The sequence below is a fragment of the Microcystis protocystis FBCC-A270 genome (assembly GCF_050500235.1).
In the GTDB taxonomy this organism is placed as follows: Bacteria; Cyanobacteriota; Cyanobacteriia; order Cyanobacteriales; family Microcystaceae; genus Microcystis; species Microcystis ichthyoblabe_A.
In genome coordinates, this window is sequence record NZ_CP191407.1 from 4,280,716 (window position 1) to 4,301,151 (window position 20,436).

At 43.4% G+C, this 20,436-nt stretch carries 20 protein-coding genes; 10 read left to right on the forward strand and 10 right to left on the reverse strand.

Going from position 1 to position 20,436, the window contains the following annotated elements:
- Positions 1-126 precede the first annotated feature (126 nt).
- Positions 127-591, forward strand: coding sequence for an SRPBCC family protein (locus ACQY1X_RS20930; protein WP_002736419.1), 465 nt, complete (start codon positions 127-129; stop codon positions 589-591).
- Positions 592-664: 73 nt separating this feature from the next.
- Here the strand turns inward: ACQY1X_RS20930 and ACQY1X_RS20935 are convergent, their stop codons facing one another.
- Positions 665-868 carry a hypothetical protein gene (locus ACQY1X_RS20935; protein ID WP_002737727.1) on the reverse strand — a complete coding sequence of 68 codons (204 nt, stop codon included), beginning with the start codon at positions 866-868 and terminating at the stop codon, positions 665-667.
- Between the two features lie 70 nt (positions 869-938).
- Here ACQY1X_RS20935 and ACQY1X_RS20940 point away from each other — a divergent pair, with 70 nt between their 5' ends.
- From ACQY1X_RS20940 to ACQY1X_RS20955, 4 genes are all read left to right on the forward strand, one after another.
- Positions 939-1,454, forward strand: coding sequence for a DUF1499 domain-containing protein (locus ACQY1X_RS20940; RefSeq protein WP_002778574.1), 516 nt, complete (start codon positions 939-941; stop codon positions 1,452-1,454).
- Positions 1,455-1,718: 264 nt separating this feature from the next.
- The gene (locus ACQY1X_RS20945; protein ID WP_004163102.1) at positions 1,719-2,216 is read left to right on the forward strand and encodes a DUF427 domain-containing protein; all 498 of its coding nucleotides are present in this window, start codon (positions 1,719-1,721) and stop codon (positions 2,214-2,216) included.
- 212 nt (positions 2,217-2,428) lie between these two features.
- Positions 2,429-3,310, forward strand: coding sequence for a 4-hydroxybenzoate solanesyltransferase (locus ACQY1X_RS20950; protein ID WP_430015102.1), 882 nt, complete (start codon positions 2,429-2,431; stop codon positions 3,308-3,310).
- Positions 3,311-3,410: 100 nt separating this feature from the next.
- Complete coding sequence (locus tag ACQY1X_RS20955; RefSeq protein WP_002736158.1) at positions 3,411-3,650, forward strand: DUF6737 family protein; 240 nt, start codon at positions 3,411-3,413, stop codon at positions 3,648-3,650.
- Here the strand turns inward: ACQY1X_RS20955 and ACQY1X_RS20960 are convergent.
- From ACQY1X_RS20960 to hemF, 3 genes are all read right to left on the reverse strand, one after another.
- The gene (locus tag ACQY1X_RS20960) at positions 3,615-5,915 is read right to left on the reverse strand and encodes an ATP-dependent helicase (protein WP_430013491.1); all 2,301 of its coding nucleotides are present in this window, start codon (positions 5,913-5,915) and stop codon (positions 3,615-3,617) included. The two genes, ACQY1X_RS20955 and ACQY1X_RS20960, sit on opposite strands and share 36 nt — an antisense overlap.
- A 254-nt stretch (positions 5,916-6,169) precedes the next feature.
- On the reverse strand, positions 6,170-7,144 hold the full coding sequence (gene tilS, locus ACQY1X_RS20965; protein WP_430013492.1) for a tRNA lysidine(34) synthetase TilS: 975 nt from the start codon (positions 7,142-7,144) through the stop codon (positions 6,170-6,172).
- 263 nt (positions 7,145-7,407) lie between these two features.
- Positions 7,408-8,430 carry an oxygen-dependent coproporphyrinogen oxidase gene (hemF, locus tag ACQY1X_RS20970; protein ID WP_002738246.1) on the reverse strand — a complete coding sequence of 341 codons (1,023 nt, stop codon included), beginning with the start codon at positions 8,428-8,430 and terminating at the stop codon, positions 7,408-7,410.
- A 182-nt stretch (positions 8,431-8,612) separates the two neighbouring features.
- Between hemF and ACQY1X_RS20975 the strand changes: the two genes are divergently transcribed.
- A complete protein-coding gene (locus tag ACQY1X_RS20975; RefSeq protein WP_430015103.1) occupies positions 8,613-9,359 on the forward strand; it encodes a metallophosphoesterase family protein in 747 nt (248 codons plus the stop codon).
- Between the two features lie 186 nt (positions 9,360-9,545).
- The gene (mutS, locus tag ACQY1X_RS20980; RefSeq protein ID WP_430014704.1) at positions 9,546-12,194 is read left to right on the forward strand and encodes a DNA mismatch repair protein MutS; all 2,649 of its coding nucleotides are present in this window, start codon (positions 9,546-9,548) and stop codon (positions 12,192-12,194) included.
- A gap of 295 nt (positions 12,195-12,489) precedes the next feature.
- Here mutS and ACQY1X_RS20985 read toward each other — a convergent pair whose 3' ends face one another.
- Together ACQY1X_RS20985 and trmFO are read right to left on the reverse strand one after the other, a co-directional pair.
- Positions 12,490-12,987 (reverse strand): 2TM domain-containing protein, encoded by a 498-nt coding sequence (locus ACQY1X_RS20985; RefSeq protein WP_016514515.1) that lies wholly within the window; start codon positions 12,985-12,987, stop codon positions 12,490-12,492.
- A gap of 61 nt (positions 12,988-13,048) precedes the next feature.
- The gene (gene trmFO, locus ACQY1X_RS20990; protein WP_287233145.1) at positions 13,049-14,386 is read right to left on the reverse strand and encodes an FADH(2)-oxidizing methylenetetrahydrofolate--tRNA-(uracil(54)-C(5))-methyltransferase TrmFO; all 1,338 of its coding nucleotides are present in this window, start codon (positions 14,384-14,386) and stop codon (positions 13,049-13,051) included.
- Positions 14,387-14,627: 241 nt separating this feature from the next.
- Here trmFO and ACQY1X_RS20995 point away from each other — a divergent pair, with 241 nt between their 5' ends.
- Positions 14,628-14,906 carry a hypothetical protein gene (locus ACQY1X_RS20995; RefSeq protein ID WP_002736942.1) on the forward strand — a complete coding sequence of 93 codons (279 nt, stop codon included), beginning with the start codon at positions 14,628-14,630 and terminating at the stop codon, positions 14,904-14,906.
- A gap of 337 nt (positions 14,907-15,243) precedes the next feature.
- On the opposite strand, the gene ACQY1X_RS21000 is transcribed toward ACQY1X_RS20995, so the two are convergent.
- Complete coding sequence (locus tag ACQY1X_RS21000; protein WP_130756422.1) at positions 15,244-16,323, reverse strand: PIN/TRAM domain-containing protein; 1,080 nt, start codon at positions 16,321-16,323, stop codon at positions 15,244-15,246.
- Between the two features lie 268 nt (positions 16,324-16,591).
- Between ACQY1X_RS21000 and hemW the strand changes: the two genes are divergently transcribed.
- Positions 16,592-17,764 (forward strand): radical SAM family heme chaperone HemW, encoded by a 1,173-nt coding sequence (hemW, locus tag ACQY1X_RS21005; RefSeq protein WP_430015104.1) that lies wholly within the window; start codon positions 16,592-16,594, stop codon positions 17,762-17,764.
- A gap of 17 nt (positions 17,765-17,781) precedes the next feature.
- On the opposite strand, the gene ACQY1X_RS21010 is transcribed toward hemW, so the two are convergent.
- Both ACQY1X_RS21010 and ACQY1X_RS21015 read right to left on the reverse strand, forming a co-directional pair.
- Entirely contained in the window at positions 17,782-18,102 is a 321-nt protein-coding gene (locus ACQY1X_RS21010) for a cupin domain-containing protein (protein ID WP_002778598.1), read from the reverse strand.
- Complete coding sequence (locus ACQY1X_RS21015; protein ID WP_016514518.1) at positions 18,102-18,674, reverse strand: shikimate kinase; 573 nt, start codon at positions 18,672-18,674, stop codon at positions 18,102-18,104. Before ACQY1X_RS21015 ends, ACQY1X_RS21010 begins: the two co-directional genes overlap by 1 nt.
- A gap of 233 nt (positions 18,675-18,907) precedes the next feature.
- On the opposite strand from ACQY1X_RS21015, the gene ACQY1X_RS21020 reads away from it, so the two are divergent.
- Positions 18,908-19,981 carry a Gfo/Idh/MocA family protein gene (locus tag ACQY1X_RS21020; RefSeq protein WP_002737757.1) on the forward strand — a complete coding sequence of 358 codons (1,074 nt, stop codon included), beginning with the start codon at positions 18,908-18,910 and terminating at the stop codon, positions 19,979-19,981.
- 51 nt (positions 19,982-20,032) lie between these two features.
- Here the strand turns inward: ACQY1X_RS21020 and ACQY1X_RS21025 are convergent, their stop codons facing one another.
- Positions 20,033-20,368: an excalibur calcium-binding domain-containing protein gene (locus tag ACQY1X_RS21025; protein ID WP_430015105.1), complete on the reverse strand. Its 336-nt coding sequence runs from the start codon at positions 20,366-20,368 to the stop codon at positions 20,033-20,035.
- Positions 20,369-20,436 lie beyond the last annotated feature (68 nt).

Consider the following 20,436-nt stretch of genomic DNA (forward strand, 5'->3'; position numbering starts at 1 on the left):
TATAAACAAGACTATGTTAAGAAATGTAACCAAGGCCGAAACCCTTACTGTTGCCTTGTCTGCACAGTTAACTTTATTTTTGTCCGACTACCGATAATTCTCAGCCAGCAATTTATAAGCAGATCAATGTCATCTTGTCAAGTATTTGAACAATCAATTCAGATTAAAGCTAGTGCCACGACGGTGGAGCGTTGTATCACGGATTTAGAGTTAATGCGTCGTTGGTTGAATCCGGTGTTAGTTTGTGAACCTATCGGCGATTGGAAGACCGATATCGGTGGGAGAAGTCGTTTTTTGATTCAAATTCCCCTAATTCAGCCAACGCTAAAAAGTACGGTGATTGAGAGGGAACCGGGATTAATTGTCTGGCAATTTGAAGGCTTTTTTCGCGGTTGCGATCGCTGGGAATGTCAACCCAATGATGACGGCACTTGTTTAATCAATCGTTTTGAGTTTGCGATTCCTAATCCGGTTGTGGGGTGGGGATTCCAGCAATTCGCCGCCAAATGGACTAAAAAGGATATGGAAGCGCAATTAAGACGCTTAAAACGAGTAGCTGAGGAAATTTATCTACTTTCAGCAACAAGTTAAGCTGATGGGGTGGTAAGCGGGGGGTTTTGGGGATGGGAGAATACCCTCACCCCCAACAGCTAACCCCTGATCCCTAATCGATCGAGATCGACTGGGGACTGTTGCCGTTATCCTGATTATTGTCGTTAAAACTGACTAATCCCTGCTGTTCTAACCATTTTTTGAGGGGATCGTCCGAAAGTTTCAAGCGCAGTAATCCAGAGGCAAAACCACCGAAAAAAGCGATCGGTTGTTGAATCAGTTCTTTAACAACGGGTTGTAATTCATCGAGAAACATCTTATTCTATCTCCTGATATTGTCACACCTATCAATGTTAAGTTAATTGAAGTGATTCTGTAAGACTAGCATGACTGAAACTCCCAACACGGTGAAAAAATCTTTCCGGCTAACCCCGTTTATTTTTCTAGGAATACTGCTCATCTGGCTAGGAATTAGGTTAATCGCTCCCGATAGCGTCAGTTTATTCGCCGGTACTCGTCCCGATTATTTGGGAGTCAGGGAGGGTAAACTGGCCCCTTGTCCAGTCACTCCTAATTGTGTTAGTAGTCAGAGTCAGGATCAGGCTCATGCGATCGAACCCCTTAGTTATCAGGGTAGCGGTGAAAAAGCGATCGAGCAATTAGCTAAAATTATCGCCTCCCAACCGAGAACTAAAATTATTAACCAAGATAGTAACTATCTCTACGCCGAATTTAGCAGTCAATGGATGGGATTTGTCGATGATCTAGAATTTTCTCTTAATCCTAGCAAAAATGCGATCGATGTTCGCTCGGCCTCCCGGTTAGGAGAATCGGATTTAAATGTCAATCGAGAACGAGTGGAAACCCTGAGAAAACTCTTTTCAGTGATCAGTAAACAGTAAACAGTGAAAAGTAATCGGGTGCATCTCAATTTTGTAGAAATATCTATACTACATTTGGGCGCACGCGATGCGCCCCTACCATTGGTGCGATAATATTATTATTGTAGGGGCGAATTGCATTCGCCCTCTTTAAATGACTTCTGCTGCTCACCTATATGTCAGAGAAAGTCACCAATAGGAGATGCATCCAATCAGTAATCAGTAATCAGTAAACGGTGAAATGACTCAGAGAATACTGACTCGGAGAATAATATAAGAAAAATTATGTTTCGTCCCCAACCGATACCAGCAAAAGCAGGACAGGAATCCGTCTGGGATTATCCTCGTCCCCCGCGCCTAGAATTATCGCCTAAACACCTAAAAATCATCTTTAATGGGGTGATAATTGCCGATACTAAAAGCAGTTATCGAGTTCTAGAAACCAGTCATCCTCCAGTTTATTATCTACCGCCCCAAGATATTAAAATGGAATACCTGCAAGCCACAGCAGAAAAGTCTTTTTGTGAGTGGAAAGGTCTAGCTGGATATTACAATATCACCGTTGGGGATCAACAGGCAATTAACGCCGCTTGGTATTATCCGGACCCGACACCAGAGTTTCAGGCAATTAAGAATTATCTGGCTTTTTATCCCGCCAAAATGACCGCTTGTTATGCCGACGGGGAATTAGTACAACCGCAACCGGGCAACTTTTACGGGGGATGGATAACCTCCGATGTGGTTGGTCCATTTAAAGGCGTTCCCAATAGTTGGGGCTGGTAATCACGTTAAGTCCTTTGGGCATTATGCTACTTGTCAGAAGGGGCAAAAGGCAAAAGGCAAAAGGCAAAAGGCAAAAGGCAAAAGGCAAAAGGCAAAAGGCAAAAGGCAGGAGGCAGGAGGCAGCTTTTTTCTTCCCACTTCCCACTTCATAATTCATAATTTATAATTCATAATTCCCCTTAACTCCTAGTTTCTACTTTTTACGAGAAATTATGACTATATCCCAACCCGATCTAGAACCCACTTGGATGACGATTATTCGCCTCTTGCGCTGGGATAAACCCGCCGGTAGGTTAATTTTGATGATTCCCGCTTTATGGGCGGTATTTTTGGCGGCAGACGGGGTGCCACCACTACCCTTGATCGGGGTGATCATTTTGGGAACTTTGGCTACTAGCGCCGCCGGCTGTGTGGTGAACGATCTTTGGGATCGGGATATCGATCCACAAGTCGATCGCACTCGTAACCGTCCTTTAGCGGCCAGAGCTTTATCGATCAAGGTTGGTTTGATTATCGCTCTAATTGCTTTCTTTTGTGCCGCAATTTTAGCTTTATATCTCAATTTCCTGAGTTTTTGCCTATGTGTGGCCGCCGTTCCCCTGATTATCTGCTATCCTCTCGCCAAGCGTTTTTTTCCTGTACCCCAATTGGTTCTTTCTCTCGCTTGGGGTTTTGCGGTTTTAATCTGTTGGAGTGCCGTCACTGGGTCGTTAAATAGTAATACATTTATATTATGGGGAGCGGTGATTTTTTGGACATTGGCATTTGATACAATTTATGCTCTGTCCGATCGAGAGGATGATCTCAAGGTTGGTATTAACTCTAGTGCCATATTTTTCGGCAAATACGCCCCGGAAGCCGTGGGGGTCTTTTTTGCCATAACAGTAGGTTTATTGGCTTGGGAGGGGCAAAAAATGCAGTTATCAGCCTCTTTTTGGCTAGGGTTGGGTCTAGCGGCGATCGCTTGGTTGCGTCAATACTGGTTGTTACGTCAATCGGATTTACCCAAACCAGTTTATGGTCAAATGTTCGGTCAAAATGTTTGGGTCGGTTTTATTTTATTAGCGGCTATGATTGCGGGGAGTTATTTTTAAATAAGTAAATCGAGTAATTTTTGACTCTTTCGGTCTTCCCAAGCGTTTTTTAAGCTCGATCACTATAAAATCAAGTTAGTAAATTACCGCCCCTTAACTAATGTCTAACTCGAAATCCGATAACGTTTGGAATCACAAACCCCGTTGGTGTCAACCTTGGTCCATTCTGTTGACAGGAATTACCCTAATTGCTGGGTGTTGGTTTTTAACTCAGCGTCTCTGGTTAACCCTACTCCTATCTATTCCTATACTCCTCTGGTGGTTTGTCTTCCTAATTCTTTATCCGAGGACGCTGCAGCAACAGTTAAACACAGAAAGAATCGGGGAAAGCATTGATTAAAACAGGAAAGACAGGACAGGGATTTTTATCCTGTAATTGACTACTTTCATCTCCGCGAAAAGTGTTCCAACGGAAGGGAGCTTTTTTTTCACTCGACATCCATAAAAGTCTTTTTGCTCGCGTCATCGCTACATACAAAAGTCGGTATTCTTCAGCTTTTTTAAGTTGTCCAGCTTCTAACCAAGCGCTTAAAGGTGGGGGAATAATTGGTATGCTGTCGGGGTTTAAATAGCGTTGATGAACCGCTGCTCGAATTTGCGCTCGTGCCACTTCTGCGAGGGTAAAATCTCCCAAAAATTTTGCCCCATTGGGTACCCAAGGTTTGCCTGGGATAATATCTTCGTGAAGAAAGGGAATAAAAACATAATCCCAGTCTAAACCCTTGGCTTTGTGCATAGTAATAATCGTCAGTTGTCCAGGACGAGTATAACAATCGTCGTTATCTTCTTCCACTCCTTCAAAGCGCTCAGAGGCGATAATTTCATTAAGAGTATTAATTGTATTTTTGAGAGAACTATTACCAGCAGTTTCCTGATAAATACGGGCGGTTAATTTTTGCAAAGTGGCTAATTCTGACCCCGAATATTGGAGAGTCATAGCGAAAAAAGACAGGAGTTGATAATGGGGTAATTCTAATCTAGCTTTTAGTAAACTGCAGCAATAACGACGGGCGATTTTTTCGTTAGATTTCAGTTCAGGATCGAGGGGAGTGGGATAAAGAAATTGTTCGGGATAGGTAACTAAAGGATTTAAGTCTTGGGCAGTAATTAAACCCCTCAATTGTAGCACTTCTAAGGCCGCTTTGAGATAATCGGGAGAGTGGGGACGTTCGACAAAAGCCAATAGTTTCAGCATTTCGGCGGGAATTTGGGAAAAGCGATCGATCTCGTTAGCTTCAAAAATTCTGATTTGATAACTTTTATAAAAATGGGCGAATTTTTGAGCAAAAAAGTGTCCTTGTCGATTTTCTCTAACGAGGATAGCGGCATTATGTTGAGGGTTTTCTTGGAGTAATTTAACTAGACGTTTTTCGATTAATTCTACTGTTTGATAAATGTCATCGGGTTGATAAATTTCTAATCCTTTTCCCTCCTTGACTGGATTAGGTTGAGGATCTTCAGCACCGACGGGAAGAATCGCTTGAACCCGAAAAGGAGCCTCGGTAACTTTATGATTATCTTTTCCCTGTTTCCAATCTCGATCGACCCATTGTAAAACTAAATTAGCAGCTTCAATAATTTTAGTATTGCTGCGACCTGCTTGGTTCATAGTCGATAAATTGCCTTCGCTTTGACAACTTTCACAAAACCAATTAAAGTAAACAGGATCGGCGGGGGTAAAGGTAGAATTAATGGCTTGATTGGGATCGCCGACGCGAATTAAATTAGGTATTTCCCCGTCATTATTTTTTGCTAAAATAGTAATTAGTTTTTCTTGGAGAGGACTAGAATCCTGTGCCTCATCTTCAAAAACTCCAAAGACAGATTTTTGCTCTTGTCGGCGAATTTTTTCTTCCTCTAATACCCGCAAGGCTCCTAAAATCATGTCATCATAATCTATATAGTTTTTCTGACGCATCAGAATTTCATACTGTTGGTACAAACCACTAGCCATAGCGAGAATTTGATAATTATCGTCGCTATAGTGGCTTAATTCCCAGACTTGCTGCGGTGATAATCCCGAACTTTTTAGCTCATGAATGGCCGCATAAGCAAGACTAGGTAAAATTTCGGTTCTCAGCACCGATTGACGGCGTAATCTTTCGGTTTCCTCCCCATCAAATTCTACTCCTTCTAATAACTTTTGATAACGAATTGGGTCGGCAATTAGCCATTTTTCCACCGAGTTTCTAATAATTCTGTGGCTAGGAGTCGGAATAACTAAGGTAGAAGATTCGAGGTCTAATCCCGATAATTCCGGGTAACGACGGGCCAATTGTAGGGCCAGTCCGTGCAGAGTTTGGACGCTGAAACCTTGAGCAGAAAGCTGTAAATCTTGCAAGCGTTGTTTAATTTTAGCTTTAATACTAGCGGCAGCCGAGCGCGTGTAGGTGACAATAATTAACTGTTTTTTAGCATGAAGTTGCTCACGAGCAATAACCATGGCGGCAGCTACGGCCAAACTGTGGGATTTTCCCGCCCCCGGCACCGCAGAAATGGCCATTTTTCCCCCTTGCCAATCGGCTAATTCCTGTTGTCCGGCGCGTAGTTGTTGCCGGAGATTTACCAGTAAATTTTCTCGATTAATTACTTTAGTTTCGCTCATTATGCCCCGCCAATTTTATTTTTAGTTTAATTGTATTACTATTAACACGGTCCACTTAAAACTGTAATGGCTCTCTTAGGTTTGGTGGGTAAAATGTATTCTAAGATACAGTCCTGCTGGCGCGGGAGTGGAAGGAACCACTCCAGACACAGAGGACACAAAGATTGATCGCTTATATAGTAAGTTAAACTGATCACACAAAGAATAAGAGAACCCTGTAATCTGATCACTGATAACTGATAACTGATAACTGATCACTGATAACTGATATGTAGCCAATTTTGTTGTACTTCTACCCGAATTTTGCCGGTTAAGGAGGAAGTGGCATCGCGATTAACACCAGTAATAAGATTAACCACTGACTCAACTTCGGCAAAATTAGGGGATGAGGGTAAATATTGAGCCAAAAATAAACGAATCACTCGTCTTTGTATCGCTAGAGGTAGAATTTGTAAAGGCGAGCGATCGAGTCTTTGTTGATCTAGATCGATAACCTGACGAAAAATATCCCGGGCAATACTATCTAAATAATCGCTTTCTGCTTCCAAAATTTCGGCAGTTTGGGCGAGATGTTTTTCAATTTGGGGGTTTAAATTAGTTTGCAGGTAGGGTAATAATTCCAGACGGATACGATTGCGAGCATAGCGTAAATTTTCATTAGCTCGATCGTACCAGATCGGTAATTCTCGACTTTGACAAAAAGCGAAAGTTTCCCCGCGAGTAACATTTAAGAGGGGACGGACTAAAAAAATATCTGGGGTTAAACTTGTCAACCAAGTTAAGGCAGAAAGTCCATCACTACCCGCCCCGCGCATGAGATTATAAAGGAAAGTTTCCGCTCGATCGCTCCTCGTGTGTGCCGTGAGAAGATAATTAAAACCCTGTTCTTGGGCGATTGTTTGTAAAGCTTGATAACGCCATTGTCGGGCCTTGGCTTCCGTTTCCGCCATGGGGGGTGCGGTGGTAATATAAACAGGTAATTGCCAAATTTCGGCGATTTCCCGCACATGAGTGACTAATCCTCGGTCGGAGGACCAACGGTGATCACAATGAGCGATCGCTAGTTGCCAACCCCAACGAGGGCGCAAATCCAGCAATAATTGACCTAAACAGAGGGAATCCTGACCCGCCGACAATGCCACTAATAGAGACGCATTTTTAGGTAGTAATTGTCCCTTTTTGACTGTGGTTTCCAGACGAGTATGGAGAGGTGTCCAAAAATTAGCCAAAATTTTTAGATTTATTTACTTGACAAATGACAGATAACCAGAAAAAGAGAAGGGAGAGGGAATTATGAATTATGAATTATGAATTGGGAAGTATTTTCAGTGAACGGTAAACTGATAACTGATAACTGATAACTGATAACTGATAACTGATAACTGATAACTGATAACTGATAACTGATAACTGATAACTGATAACTGATAACTGATAACTGATAACTGATAACTGATAACTGATAACTGATAACTGATAACTGATAACTGATTTAACCTTGCCAATTAACCCAATCTTGTGGTTTTAGGAAGACATCATAGAGTTTTGCTTCTGGGGTATTGGGTGCAGGTTGATAACAGTATTCCCAACGGACTAAAGGAGGTAAAGACATCAAAATTGATTCGGTACGACCGTTAGTTTGCAACCCAAAAATTGTGCCACGATCATAAACTAAATTAAATTCTACATAACGACCGCGACGATAGAGTTGAAACTGACGTTCTCTGTCACCGTATTCCGTCGAGTGCCGTTTCTGGACAATGGGAACGTAAGCGGGTAGAAAAGCTCGGCCACAGTCATTAATGAAACTAAAAATTTCTTCCCAGTTGCGCGGTTGTTGGGGAGATAATTTTTCTGAATAGATAGCGGCATCACTTTCGGCAAAAGGACCGCGATAGAGAGGGTCTAAACCGTCTTGGTAATCAAAGAAAATCCCACCGATGCCTCTGGCTTCCTGACGATGATTGAGATAAAAATATTCATCACACCAGCGTTTAAAAACGGGATAATATTCGGGATGATGTTGGTCGCAAACCTGTTTAAAAGTGCGGTGAAAATGACTAGCATCTTCTTCAAAGCCATAGTAGGGAGTTAAATCGGCACCACCGCCAAACCACCAAACTGGACCGGCTTCAAAATAGCGATAATTGAGGTGAACCGTAGGAATATAAGGATTGCGAGGATGCAAAACCATCGAGGTTCCCGTGGCGTAAAATTGATGACCGGCAGCCTCGGGCCGTTGTTTGGCAATGCTAGGAGGTAATTCTTTCCCCCAAACTTCCGAAAAATTCACCCCTGCTTGTTCAAAAATTGCCCCTTCCCGCAAAACTCGCGAACGTCCGCCGCCACCTTCAGGCCGTTGCCAACTATCTTCGATAAATTTTGCTTGTCCATCCACTTCTTCTAATCCCTGACAAATTTCATCCTGTAGGGATTTCATAAATTCACTGACACGGCTACGGCTGTCACTGGCGGGCAAATTAGCAAGGGTGGGGGTTGTGGTGAATGCAGTCATACTTAAGGATCAAAGTTGATAACTCAGTGATTATATTACTACTGGGTGATGAAACGGACGCTCTTCGATACTTAACTTAACATTTAGAGGGATTGGCGGTGGGGAAGTGGGGAGCGCCGGAGCGCATATTAGAGTTAGTCCCGCTCCGGGGACAATAACACAGATACCCAACTTCTACCACCATGTCCTCCCGTCGAATCATCATCGGTGACGTTCACGGTCAATACGATGCTCTTTTGCAGCTAATGGAAGCAATCGCGCCTCAAGAAAAGGAACCGGTTTATTTCTTGGGCGATTTAATTGATCGTGGTCTTAATAGCGCCGAAGTAGTCGAATTTGTTTGTCAACACCGCTATGGTTGTCTATTGGACAATCATGAACAGATGCTGCTAGAAGTGTTGGGCAGCCAAGGAATGATGGGGGAAATGTTGCCAGGTTGGCTTTATAATGGCGGTAATAATACTCTTTTTAGCTATAACCACAAAATACCGCAAGATCACATTGATTGGCTGAAAACCTTGCCTCTTTACCTCGATTTAGGCGATATTTGGCTGGTTCATGCCGGTGTTTATCCCCATTTACCCCTAGAAGAACAAGATGCTACTCATTTTTGTTGGATCCGCGATGAATTCCACAGTATGCCGGAACCTTTTTTTAGTGATAAATTAATTATCACTGGCCACACGATTACCTTTACTTTTCCGGAGGTAAGTCCGGGGCAATTAGTCGCCGGTGCCGGTTGGTTAGATATCGACACGGGAGCCTATCATCCCCACAGTAATTGGTTAACCGGATTAGATATCACTAATCGTTTGGTTTATCAGGTCAATACCAAAGATAAAACCCTGCGAAAATTCGATTTAGAAGATATAACCACCTCAATTAATCCCGCCGAAGTCTATACTAAAAGAGTGCAGCCCACCCCTTAAAAATAACTGTTATTAACAAAAATATAATTCTCGGACGGGGAATAATGTCAAATCCCCCCAGATAGCTCAGATATTAATCCCTGGATTGAATAACGCGAACCAGCAGCTTAGGCTATTGGGATTCTTTGATCGTAGGTTCTCAAGAGCGGTAAATTGAATAAAGAATTGTCCAGCTTTCCTTCACCCATGACTCTCCCCTCGGATTTTCCCCTAGAACCACCGGCTACCAATAAAGATCCCCATCGTGATTATCGCGGACTCGATCGCGATAAACTCACCCCCATGTACCAGCATTATGTGGAGGTAAAAGAAACCTATCCCAATGCCCTTTTACTGTATCGTGTGGGCGATTTTTTCGAGTGTTTCTTTCAGGACGCGGTGATTATCTCCAGAGAATTAGAATTAGTTCTCACCAGCAAGGAAGGGGGTAAAGGGATTGGGAGAGTCGCCATGACCGGGGTTCCCCACCACGCCCTAGAGCGCTATAGTCGTTTATTGGTGGAAAAAGGCTATGCAGTGGCGATTTGTGACCAAGTAGAGGATTCAACGGAAGCAGCCGCCGAAAAACGACTCGTAGAACGCGCTATCACCAAACTGCTCACCCCCGGAACCCTCACCGATGAGGGAATGTTAAACGCAAAAAAGAATAATTTTCTAGCTGCTGTGGTTATAACCGGAGAAAATTGGGGATTAGCCTATGCAGACATCTCCACCGGAGAATTCTACACCACCCAAGCCAGCGATTTAACGGCTTTAAGCCTAGAATTAACCCGTTTACAGCCCTCAGAAATCCTTTTTCCCATCAATGCCCCCGATTTAAACCGTATTTTGCGCCCCGGGGAAAAATCCGACCATCTCCCCCCCTGTTTACCCGATAGTTTTTGTTATTCTCTCCGTCCCCAAAATATCTTTACTCTCACAGAAGCGAAAAATCGTCTCCTAATCACCTATAAAATGCGTTCCCTAGAGGGGATGGGCTGCGAACATTTACCCCTCGCCATTCGCGCAGCCGGAGGCCTATTAGAATACATTGAAGATACCCAAAAAGCCAATCAAGTCCCCCTACAACCTTTAAAAACCTACTCTATCTCGGAATTTTTGATTTTAGATGGGCAAACCCGTCGCAACCTTGAAATTACCCAAACGGTGCGCGATGGTAGCTTCTATGGTTCTCTATTATGGGCGATTGATCGCACTTGCACGGCCATGGGTAGTCGCGCTTTACGTCGTTGGTTACTGCAACCTCTCTTAGATTCTCGCGGTATTCGCGCCCGTCAAGATACTATCCAAGAGTTAAAGGATAATCCCTCCCTGCGCCAAGATATTCGGCAAAAATTAGGGGAAATCTACGATATAGAACGTTTAAGCGGTCGTGTAGGTGCAGGAACCGCTAATGCCCGCGATTTACTTTCCCTAGCGGCATCTTTAGTCAAATTAGCCGATTTAGCGGCTTTGGTTGCTTCGGGAAATTCGCCCTATTTGAAAGCTTTACAGCAAATTCCCGCCGATTTAGAAAAATTAGGCCAGCAGGTGATAGCGCATCTGGTGGAATCTCCCCCGCTGCATCTGAAGGAAGGGGGGGTGATTCGCCAGGGAATTGATGCCCAATTGGATGCCCTGCGGCGCGACTATCAGGAAGTAATCGATTGGTTTAAGAATCTGGAGACGACAGAAAAAGAAAGAACGGGTATCAGTAACCTTAAGGTTAATTATAACAAAACTTTCGGTTATTATATCAGTTTACCCCGCAGTAAAGCCGATTTCGCCCCAAAAGAGTATGTGCGTAAGCAAACTTTAGTCAATGAGGAACGTTATATCACCACCGAGTTAAAGGAGAAAGAAAATATAATTCTGACGGCAGTAGATGAATTAAATAACCTAGAATACGAGATTTTTAGCGATTTACGCCGTCAAGTGGCCGAATTTTCCCCAGAAATCCGGGAAGTAGCCACAAAAGTCGCCGCTTTGGATGTGTTGGCAGCATTGGCAGAAATCGCCGTTTATCAGGGATATTGTCGCCCGGAAATCGCGGATGGTCGTCTTATCGATATTAAAGATGGTCGTCATCCCGTGGTGGAACAATCCCTTGGGGCCGGCTTTTTTGTGCCGAATTCGATTAATTTGGGCAATCAGGAGGGTTTAGAATACCCCGACTTGATTATTCTCACCGGTCCCAATGCTAGTGGCAAAAGTTGTTATCTGCGACAGGTGGGATTAATTCAATTGTTGGCCCAAACTGGTAGTTTTGTCCCGGCAAAGTCGGCCAAAATCTCCATCTGCGATCGCATTTTCACCCGGGTGGGGGCTGTGGATGACCTCGCTACCGGCCAATCCACCTTTATGGTGGAAATGAACGAAACTGCCAATATTCTCAATCACGCCACAGACAGATCATTAGTATTATTAGACGAAATTGGCCGGGGGACAGCCACTTTTGACGGTTTATCCATAGCTTGGTCTGTGGCCGAGTATTTAGCCACGGTACTGCAATCGCGGACGATTTTCGCCACTCACTACCACGAACTGAACGAATTAGCCTCAATTTTAGAGAATGTGGCTAATTATCAGGTAACGGTCAAAGAATTACCCCATGAGATAGTATTTTTGCACCAAGTACGACCGGGAGGTGCGGATAAATCCTATGGTATCGAAGCGGGGAGATTAGCCGGTTTACCAACTTCTGTGATCGATCGTGCCATGCAGGTGATGGGTCAAATCGAAAAACATAGTAAAATTGCGATCGGTTTGCGTCAAGGAATTAAGAAAATTAAACCGGTTAAGTCGGATAATTCCCCCTCTCTGCAGCAGTTAGATATTTTTGATGACAGTAAGTAGGGTTTGCTGAATAAATGTGAAATGTAGGCAAAGTAAGGGTTTTGGGGCTTTTCTCCCGAAACAGGTGCAAGATTTTGAGAGAATCGTCGTTCAAAACCTTGCGTCTTTATCGGCCCGCGTCCTGTAGGGGCGAAGCATTCGGGCAATAACCTATCGGTGAAACCGTAGATTTTCTATCCGAATGCTTCGCCCGTACTTTTTCAGCAGACCCTAAGTAGTTGTGAAAAGCCCAACTTTGTGTCCTTTGTGTCTCTGTGGTTCACAAAAACAAAAAAGGCTTAATTTGGCAACACTATTAAAACTGTAAAAACTTTTTAACTTGTGTCCAAAGATTGGTAAAAGACTCTTTCATTTCCTCCTTAATTTTCCAGCGTTTAAATGCCTCTTCGTAGGCAATTCCTTGATTTTGAAAAGTTTTCCAAGCAGAAAGGGAAAGAGGTAAACCCATCAGCAAAAAGATATAAATTGCCCAAGAAATTGTTCCCGAACTAATTAAATTAATGATAATAAAAAAACTATTAATAATCAGATAGCGAACGGTTTTATTTTTTAGCTCCTCGCGACGAAAGCGATCGAATTCTTGCCGTTTATAACTGAGCATTTTTGACTCTTGCCAGTCCTTTTCCGCCGCTTCTAAGTCTTTAACTTCAATAGCTAAATCGTCGGCAATTTCTAACAACTGTTGACGGGTAATTTCTCCCTTATCCCCTTGACGGGAGATAGCCAAATAGAGAATTTCCTGCACATCCTCTTGACTGTAGGATTGGGGAGGGAAAAAATCGGGGTTTGGCATAGCGATAGAGAAAGAAATAGGTTCCTTCTCTATTATGGGCGATCGATTTAGGGATTGACAGTTAGACGAGACAGGGAGTTTTTAACTGATTTATCCATGCTTCTAAATCCTGCAAAGAGCGATCGGCATATTGACCGTAACGTTCCCGTTTATTGCGGATTTTTCTGGTAAAATTCGGCAAAATGCCAAAATTTGGCGGCATCGGTTGAAAATGTTTCGGTTCGGCACTGCTGATAAACTCAAATAATGACCCCATCATCGTTGTGGTTGGCAATGTCACCGTTTCTAATCCTAAAGCTAAACGAGCGGCATTAGTTCCCGCTAACCATCCCCCAGCAGCCGCAGCCGTATAGCCTTCCGTGCCGATTAACTGTCCTGCCGCTAATAGCGTCGGTCGCGATTTAAACTGGAGACTGGAGGATAATAACTGGGGAGAATTAATAAAGGTGTTTTTGTGCATCACCCCCATACGGACAAATTCGGCCTTTTCTAACCCCGGAATCAGACGGAAAACTCGTGTTTGTTCACCCCATTTTAAATTAGTTTGAAATCCCACCATATTCCACAATTGCCCCGCTTTATCTTCCATTCGCAACTGTATAACTGCGTAGGGACGTTGATCCGGATATCTGGGATCCGCTAATCCCACCGGTTTCAGGGGACCAAAACGCATGGTATCCTCTCCCCGACAGGCTAATTCTTCGATTGGCAGACAAGCCTCGAAAAATTTGGCATTTTCTCGCTCAAAATCCTTTAATTCCGCTTGTTCTGCTTGTTTTAACTCTTGCCAGAAATGCAGGTATTGTTCCCGATCCATGGGACAATTGAGATAGGCGGCCTCACCTTTATCGTAACGGGAGGCCAGAAAAGCGATCGATCGATCGATCGATTCCCCTAGAATAATCGGACTAGCGGCATCAAAAAAACTCAGATAGTCCAGGCCGGCAAAATTTTGCAGATCTGCGGCTAAAGCAGCACTGGTTAACGGTCCAGTGGTTAAAACGACGATACCATCCCGGGGAATTTCCGTGATCTCCTGACGTTTTAAGGTGACTAGAGGGTGGTTAGCCAAGATTTCCGTCAAATTTCGACTAAAGACCCCTCGATCGACCGCTAAAGCCCCTCCTGCTGGGACACTGTGCTGATCGGCCTGGGCAATAACTAGAGAATTTAAGCGTCGTAATTCTTCATGGAGTAACCCAGTAGCGCGATCCACCGCCATGGCACCAAAGGAGTTACTACAGACTAATTCGGCTAAAAATTGGCTATGGTGGGCGGGACTAGAGCGAATTGGGCGCATTTCGTACAGGATCACGGGAATACCGGCTTGGGCTATCTGCCACGCCGCCTCAGTCCCCGCTAATCCTCCACCAATTACATGAATAGGGCGATCGATCATAGTTGGGAGAAAATGGCTAGAGTAGGATTATTTTAGCGTTAGTTCCGAGTCACCAAAAAATAGGGCCAGCCTAGTGCGATCGCATAAAGATTGGGGCTGATCACAAACTCAGGTTATAATCAAGGAAGGGATAGAATATTATATTTTATCTCGTCACGGTTTTTGCTTTCGAGAAGGTGGCAACACCGCCCCACTTTCTCACCATCTCCTTCCAGATGGGCTAGTTAGCGGTTTGACTTCTATGAACACCAATTATCTTGAGGAATACCAAAAATACCTAGCCGAATGGCAGAAAATGCTTCTGTCCGCTTGGGGTAATGGTCTTCCCACGACTACACCAGTGTTTGAGTTTCCGGAAACTTTGGTTAAATCCCTCGAATATCAACAAGAATGGGTGAAATCCTACCTAACCGCCCAAGAAACCGCCACCAAAGTTGCCCTCGATAGTCAGAAACAATTCTGGGATAGTTATTTCGGTTTTGCTCGTCAGTCCATGGCTGTAATCAATAAACCAGCTTAATTAGGTATCAATTGACTAGATAGGGTTTGCTGAATAAATCTAAAAACCTTGTTGGACAAGGTTTTTAGACTTTTTTTCCCTCAAAAAGTGCCGACCTTTGGAGTGATTGGGGGGAAAATTCCTGGACTTTTTCCCTGAAAATTAGGTAATTGACCACCTGAAAATGGGTAAAACCCCACACCCCACACCCTACACCCCACACCCTGCCACCAGGAAAAACTTTTTTAGCAAACCCTAAATAGTTCGATTGGTGACTTAACTTCCCTTAAAAAATAAAATACCTCAAATACAATCCCCTCTGGCTCTGTATTTGAGGCTTTTTTGGGTTTTATTACCTTTAGGCAATTAGGGAATTTTGGGGTTTAGCAAAAATCATCCGTCCGGCCGAGGTTTGCAGTGCAGATGTCACCACTACCCGCAATTCTCCCCCTAGATAATCTTTTCCTTCTTCTACCACCACCATCGTGCCATCTTCTAGATAACCGATGCCTTGGGTGGGTTCTTTTCCTGCTTTGAGAATTTTCAGATCTAACGTATCCCCAGGCAGGTAGATCGGGCGTACTGCTTGGGCGAGATCGTTGACATTCAAGATGGTGACTTTTTGCAGATTGGCCACTTTGCTGAGATTATAATCGTTAGTGAGCAAGGTGGCGTTAATTTCTTGGGCAAGATGGACTAATTTAGCATCTACGGTGCTAATATCCTCATAATCGGCGGGATGAATGATAATGCGCTCGGGGAATTCTTGCTGCATCCGGTTTAGGATATCTAATCCGCGTCTTCCTCTAACTCGTTTTTGGTCGTTACTGCCATCCGCTAACTGTTGCAATTCCTGAAGGATAAATTGGGGGATGAGTATCTGTCCCTCGATAAATCCCGTGTCTAACAATTGTTCGATACGACCATCGATAATACAACTGGTGTCCACAACTTTGGTGGCGGCCGCTTGTAGGGTCCCTTCTGCCACTAAAATTGATTCCATACTATTGGGGTTAATCAGACGCAAAAAAGTGCGACCGTGGGTATCTGCTAAACTAACCCCCAGATAGGAAAACATAACACTGCCTAAAATGGCGATTATCGGCTTAACAAACGAGAATTCTCTGGGAATCGGTAGGAAGAAAATCGGAGCTAGGATCAGATTAGCAATCAACAAACCAATAACTAGACCGACCGAACGGGTTAAAATAACTTCGATCGGAGTTTGCCGTACTTGGGTTTCTAGACGACGATAGGTAGTTTGGGCAACTAAACCAAGAGCTAAACCAATAATTGAGGCAAAACCCGCCGATAACCAGCGTAAAGCTTCAATATTGCTGATTTGAGACTGGACAGTAACCGGCAGCAAGTCAACACCACTATAACCAATACTGGCAACAGCGAAGACGAATAGTAAAATTATGACAGCATCAAGCATGGGTATAATACCAGAGAGGATAGGGGGGAATGATGATAGAAAAATAATGAGTATGGATGCTTTTTTATTATATCTGTGGGTTTCTCCTAATTTGTGTCGGGAAAGTTGCCTCCATTCTAGGAGATGTTCTCCCCAGCCATAATACATCTTAACGAAGATAAACGAAATTACAGTAGGAGGCAGGAGGCAGGAGGCAGCTTTATTCTCCCCACACCCCACACCCCACACCCCACACCCCACACTCCCTTTTTTCCTTTTTCCTCATATAATGCCCTATTTTCACCCCGTAACCTCGGTTTATATTCATATTCCCTTTTGTCGTCGGCGCTGTTTTTACTGTGATTTCCCGATTTTTGTCGTCGGTAATCGCACCAATCCGGCGACTTTTCCCCCTGTGGTGGAGTATGTGGAAATATTACAGGAAGAAATTAGCCTTAGTCAGGGGACGGGGAAACCCCTAGAAACAATTTTTTTTGGGGGGGGGACTCCTTCCCTGTTACCGGTGGAATTATTAGGGGCAATTCTGGATACTTTAGCTAAAAAGTTTGATTTTGCAGCCGATATAGAGATTTCTATGGAGATTGATCCAGCTACCTTTAGTTTAGAACAATTACAGGGTTATCTTAGCGCGGGAGTCAATCGGGTTAGTTTAGGAGTACAGGCTTTTCAAGAACCATTATTACAGGTTTCTGGTCGATCGCATACCGTTAAGGATATCTATCAGGCAGTGGAATTAATTCAGGGATTGGGAATAGTTAACTATAGTTTGGATTTGATTTCGGGATTGCCACAACAAACCCTCACAGATTGGGAAAATTCCCTAGAAAAAGCGATCGAACTGCAACCGGCCCATCTTTCCTGTTACGATTTGGTCTTAGAAGCGGTTACTCCTTTCGGTAAACAGTATCAACCGGGGAAAAAACCCTTACCCGATGATGAAACCACGGCGAAAATGTATGTTTTAGCTGGTGAAAAACTAGCTTTAGCAGGTTATCAACATTACGAGATTTCTAACTATGCTAAACCGGGTTATCAATGCCGACATAATCGAGTTTACTGGGAAAATCGTCCCTATTATGGCTTTGGTATGGGGGCTGCTAGTTATCTTCATCAACAACGTTTTACCCGTCCGCGCAAAAGTCGCGACTATTTCGCTTGGGTAAAAGAAGGCTGCCCAATTGACGTGGAGAAAAATAGTTTTATCGATGATCTTCTCGAAACCTTAATGCTAGGGTTAAGGTTAGGGTCAGGGGTGAGTTTACCCGCGATTGAAGCTAATTTTGGCCCGGAAATCAAAAAAGCAATTTTAGAGGTCTTAGAGCCGCATAAACAGCGTAATCTAGTAATAATTGAGGGGGATACCAGGGTAAGATTAAGCGACCCCGAAGGTTTTTTGTTTTCTAATATCGTTTTAACCGATTTATTCGATCGCTGGCAATAGTCAGGAACTATATTTTACTAGCGATAATAGATAGCTAACCAAATACAAGGGGGATTATTGCTAGTAAATTCGACGCGATGTTTTTGGTGAGGAGGAATCAGGAGATAATCCCCCGCTTGCAGATTAACTTTGTTGCCATCTTCATAACTAATCTCAGCGTATCCCTGTAATAAAATCACCCATTCAAACTCAGATTGATCGTACCATTGACCCCGGGGAGTGGTTTGACCGGTGGAAATAATTCTTTCTAGACGAATAGCCTGACTTTGAGCTAAAATTTCCAGAATTTCTCGGTCGGGAATTAGTTCAGGTAAATCAAAAATTGAAGCTGCTATCATTAGTTATGATCCCTTTCTGGATGAAAATCTTTAATCACCGTCGGTATTGCTGTTAAAATTTTCTCAACGATATCAGTAGGTGTATCTAGGTCAGAAACAACAATCCTAATATCTGCTTCTGCATAAAGTCCTCGTCTTTGTTCTAATAATAATTCCAGTTTACTTTCTAAATCAGTGGACTGAAGCAAGGGACGAGAGGTATCTTGTTTTAAACGTTTAACCAAGACTTCGAGGGGAACATCTAACCAAATCATTAAACCGTGACGAAGATAACTCCAATTCATCGGTTTTAAAACCATCCCTCCCCCGGTGGCAATCACAGTTTTAGTCAGAGAGGATAATTCGGCTAAAACTTGGGTTTCTAACTCCCGAAAAGTCGCTTCTCCCTCGTCGGCAAAAATTTCCCTGATTTTCTTTCCCGCGACCCTTTCTATTAATATATCTGTATCAAAAAAACGATATTGTAACCGTCGGGAAAGCAACTCTCCCAGGGTGGATTTGCCAGATCCCATCATTCCTAGCAAAAAAACACTTAATCCCCGTAAGGAGTTAAAATCCGTTGAATTGTCCATAGTTAAAATTTAGCTGAATGTAGTCCTCGCTACTCAGGGACGATGTTTTGATAAGCATTTGGGAGTGAAAATCGCCAGATGGAATCAGAAAATCTTCTCAGAACCCCCATTGACACCGACATCGTGTCAGAATCTGGATAACCATGATACCATCTTGGTAATTAATGGACAAAATCAGCTTGATTAATTTAATCAAGTGGTGTGGGGAGTGTGAACACAGGAGTCTAAAATTCATGTCCAATCAACCAGCAAACTTTCCGGGTAATAGAAATCAACTCAAACCGATTAAAGTCGGGGTTATCGGGGTCGGTAACATGGGACAACACCATAGTCGCATCCTGAGTTTATTAAAAGACGTGGAATTCGTCGGGGTGGCCGATGTCAACGTCGAAAAGGGTCTGGAAACTGCCAGTAAATACCGAGTCCGTTTTTTTGAAAATTATTTAGATCTCTTACCTAGGGTAGATGCGGTTTGTCTCGCTGTCCCCACGCGGTTACACCATCGAGTCGGGATGGACTGTCTGCAAGCGGGAGTACATACCTTGATCGAGAAACCGATCGCCGCTAGTATTAGTGAAGCGGAATCTTTAGTCAACGCGGCAGCAGATCATGATTGTATTCTGCAAGTGGGTCATATCGAGCGTTTTAATCCCGCTTTCCAAGAGTTATCGAAGGTCTTGAAAACCGAGGAGATTTTAGCGATTGAATCCCATCGCATGAGTCCCTATTCCCAGCGCGCTAATGATGTGTCGGTGGTGTTAGATTTAATGATCCACGATATAGATTTAATTTTAGAATTAGTCGCCGCTCCTGTGGTGAAATTAACCGCTAGTGGTAGTCGCGCTGCCACTGATTCCGGTTATCTCGATTATGTCACTGCAACCCTTGGTTTTAGTAATGGAGTAGTGGCTAATTTAACCGCTAGTAAGGTGACTCATCGCAAGATTCGTCGTTTAGCAGCCCACTGTAAAAATTCTCTCACGGAAGCGGATTTTCTCAATAATGAAATCCTCATTCACCGGCAAACCACCGCTAACTATAGCACCGATTACGGTCAAGTTCTCTACCGTCAAGATGGTTTAATTGAAAAGGTTTATACTAGCAATATTGAACCTCTACACGCGGAATTAGAACATTTTGTTCATTGTGTGCGCGGTGGGGACCAACCTTCTGTCGGTGGGGAACAAGCTTTAAAAGCTTTACGATTAGCTAGTTTAATCGAACAAATTGCCCTTGATGGTCGCGTTTGGCAACAATCGGACTGGAATTATCAATATCTTAATTCTCCCGTGATTACTGCTTCTTGATTGTTTTCACCCCGATTCTTTAAGTGAGAGAATTGGGGTGAGGAAACAAAATTAGTTATCTGGAAAACTTTCCCAACATTTTTCTGAGGATTTTTTTCCACACCATTGACTTTCACAGGGAACTCCATCACCGTCTCCATCCATTTTGACATTGGGGCAATTTCTCAAGAAAAAAGTCGCTTCTGCACAGGATGTCATCTGGGAACAGTGAGTTCTACCATCGCACCGAAACTGTGGAGAAGGAATAGGTTTTTTCTGGGGAGTGGGACGATTATTGTTGTTAGCTACGGCTAAATTATTGAGGGTTTGATTACCAGAAATTGGTGATTTTATTGATATTTGTTCGCTCAGAAAACCCAGAATTAAAATAACAACTACTTTTTTCATAAAATGCTTGCCTGATTCTCTGCTCTTATCATAGTAACAGATAGGAGACAGGATAATAAATCAGAGTT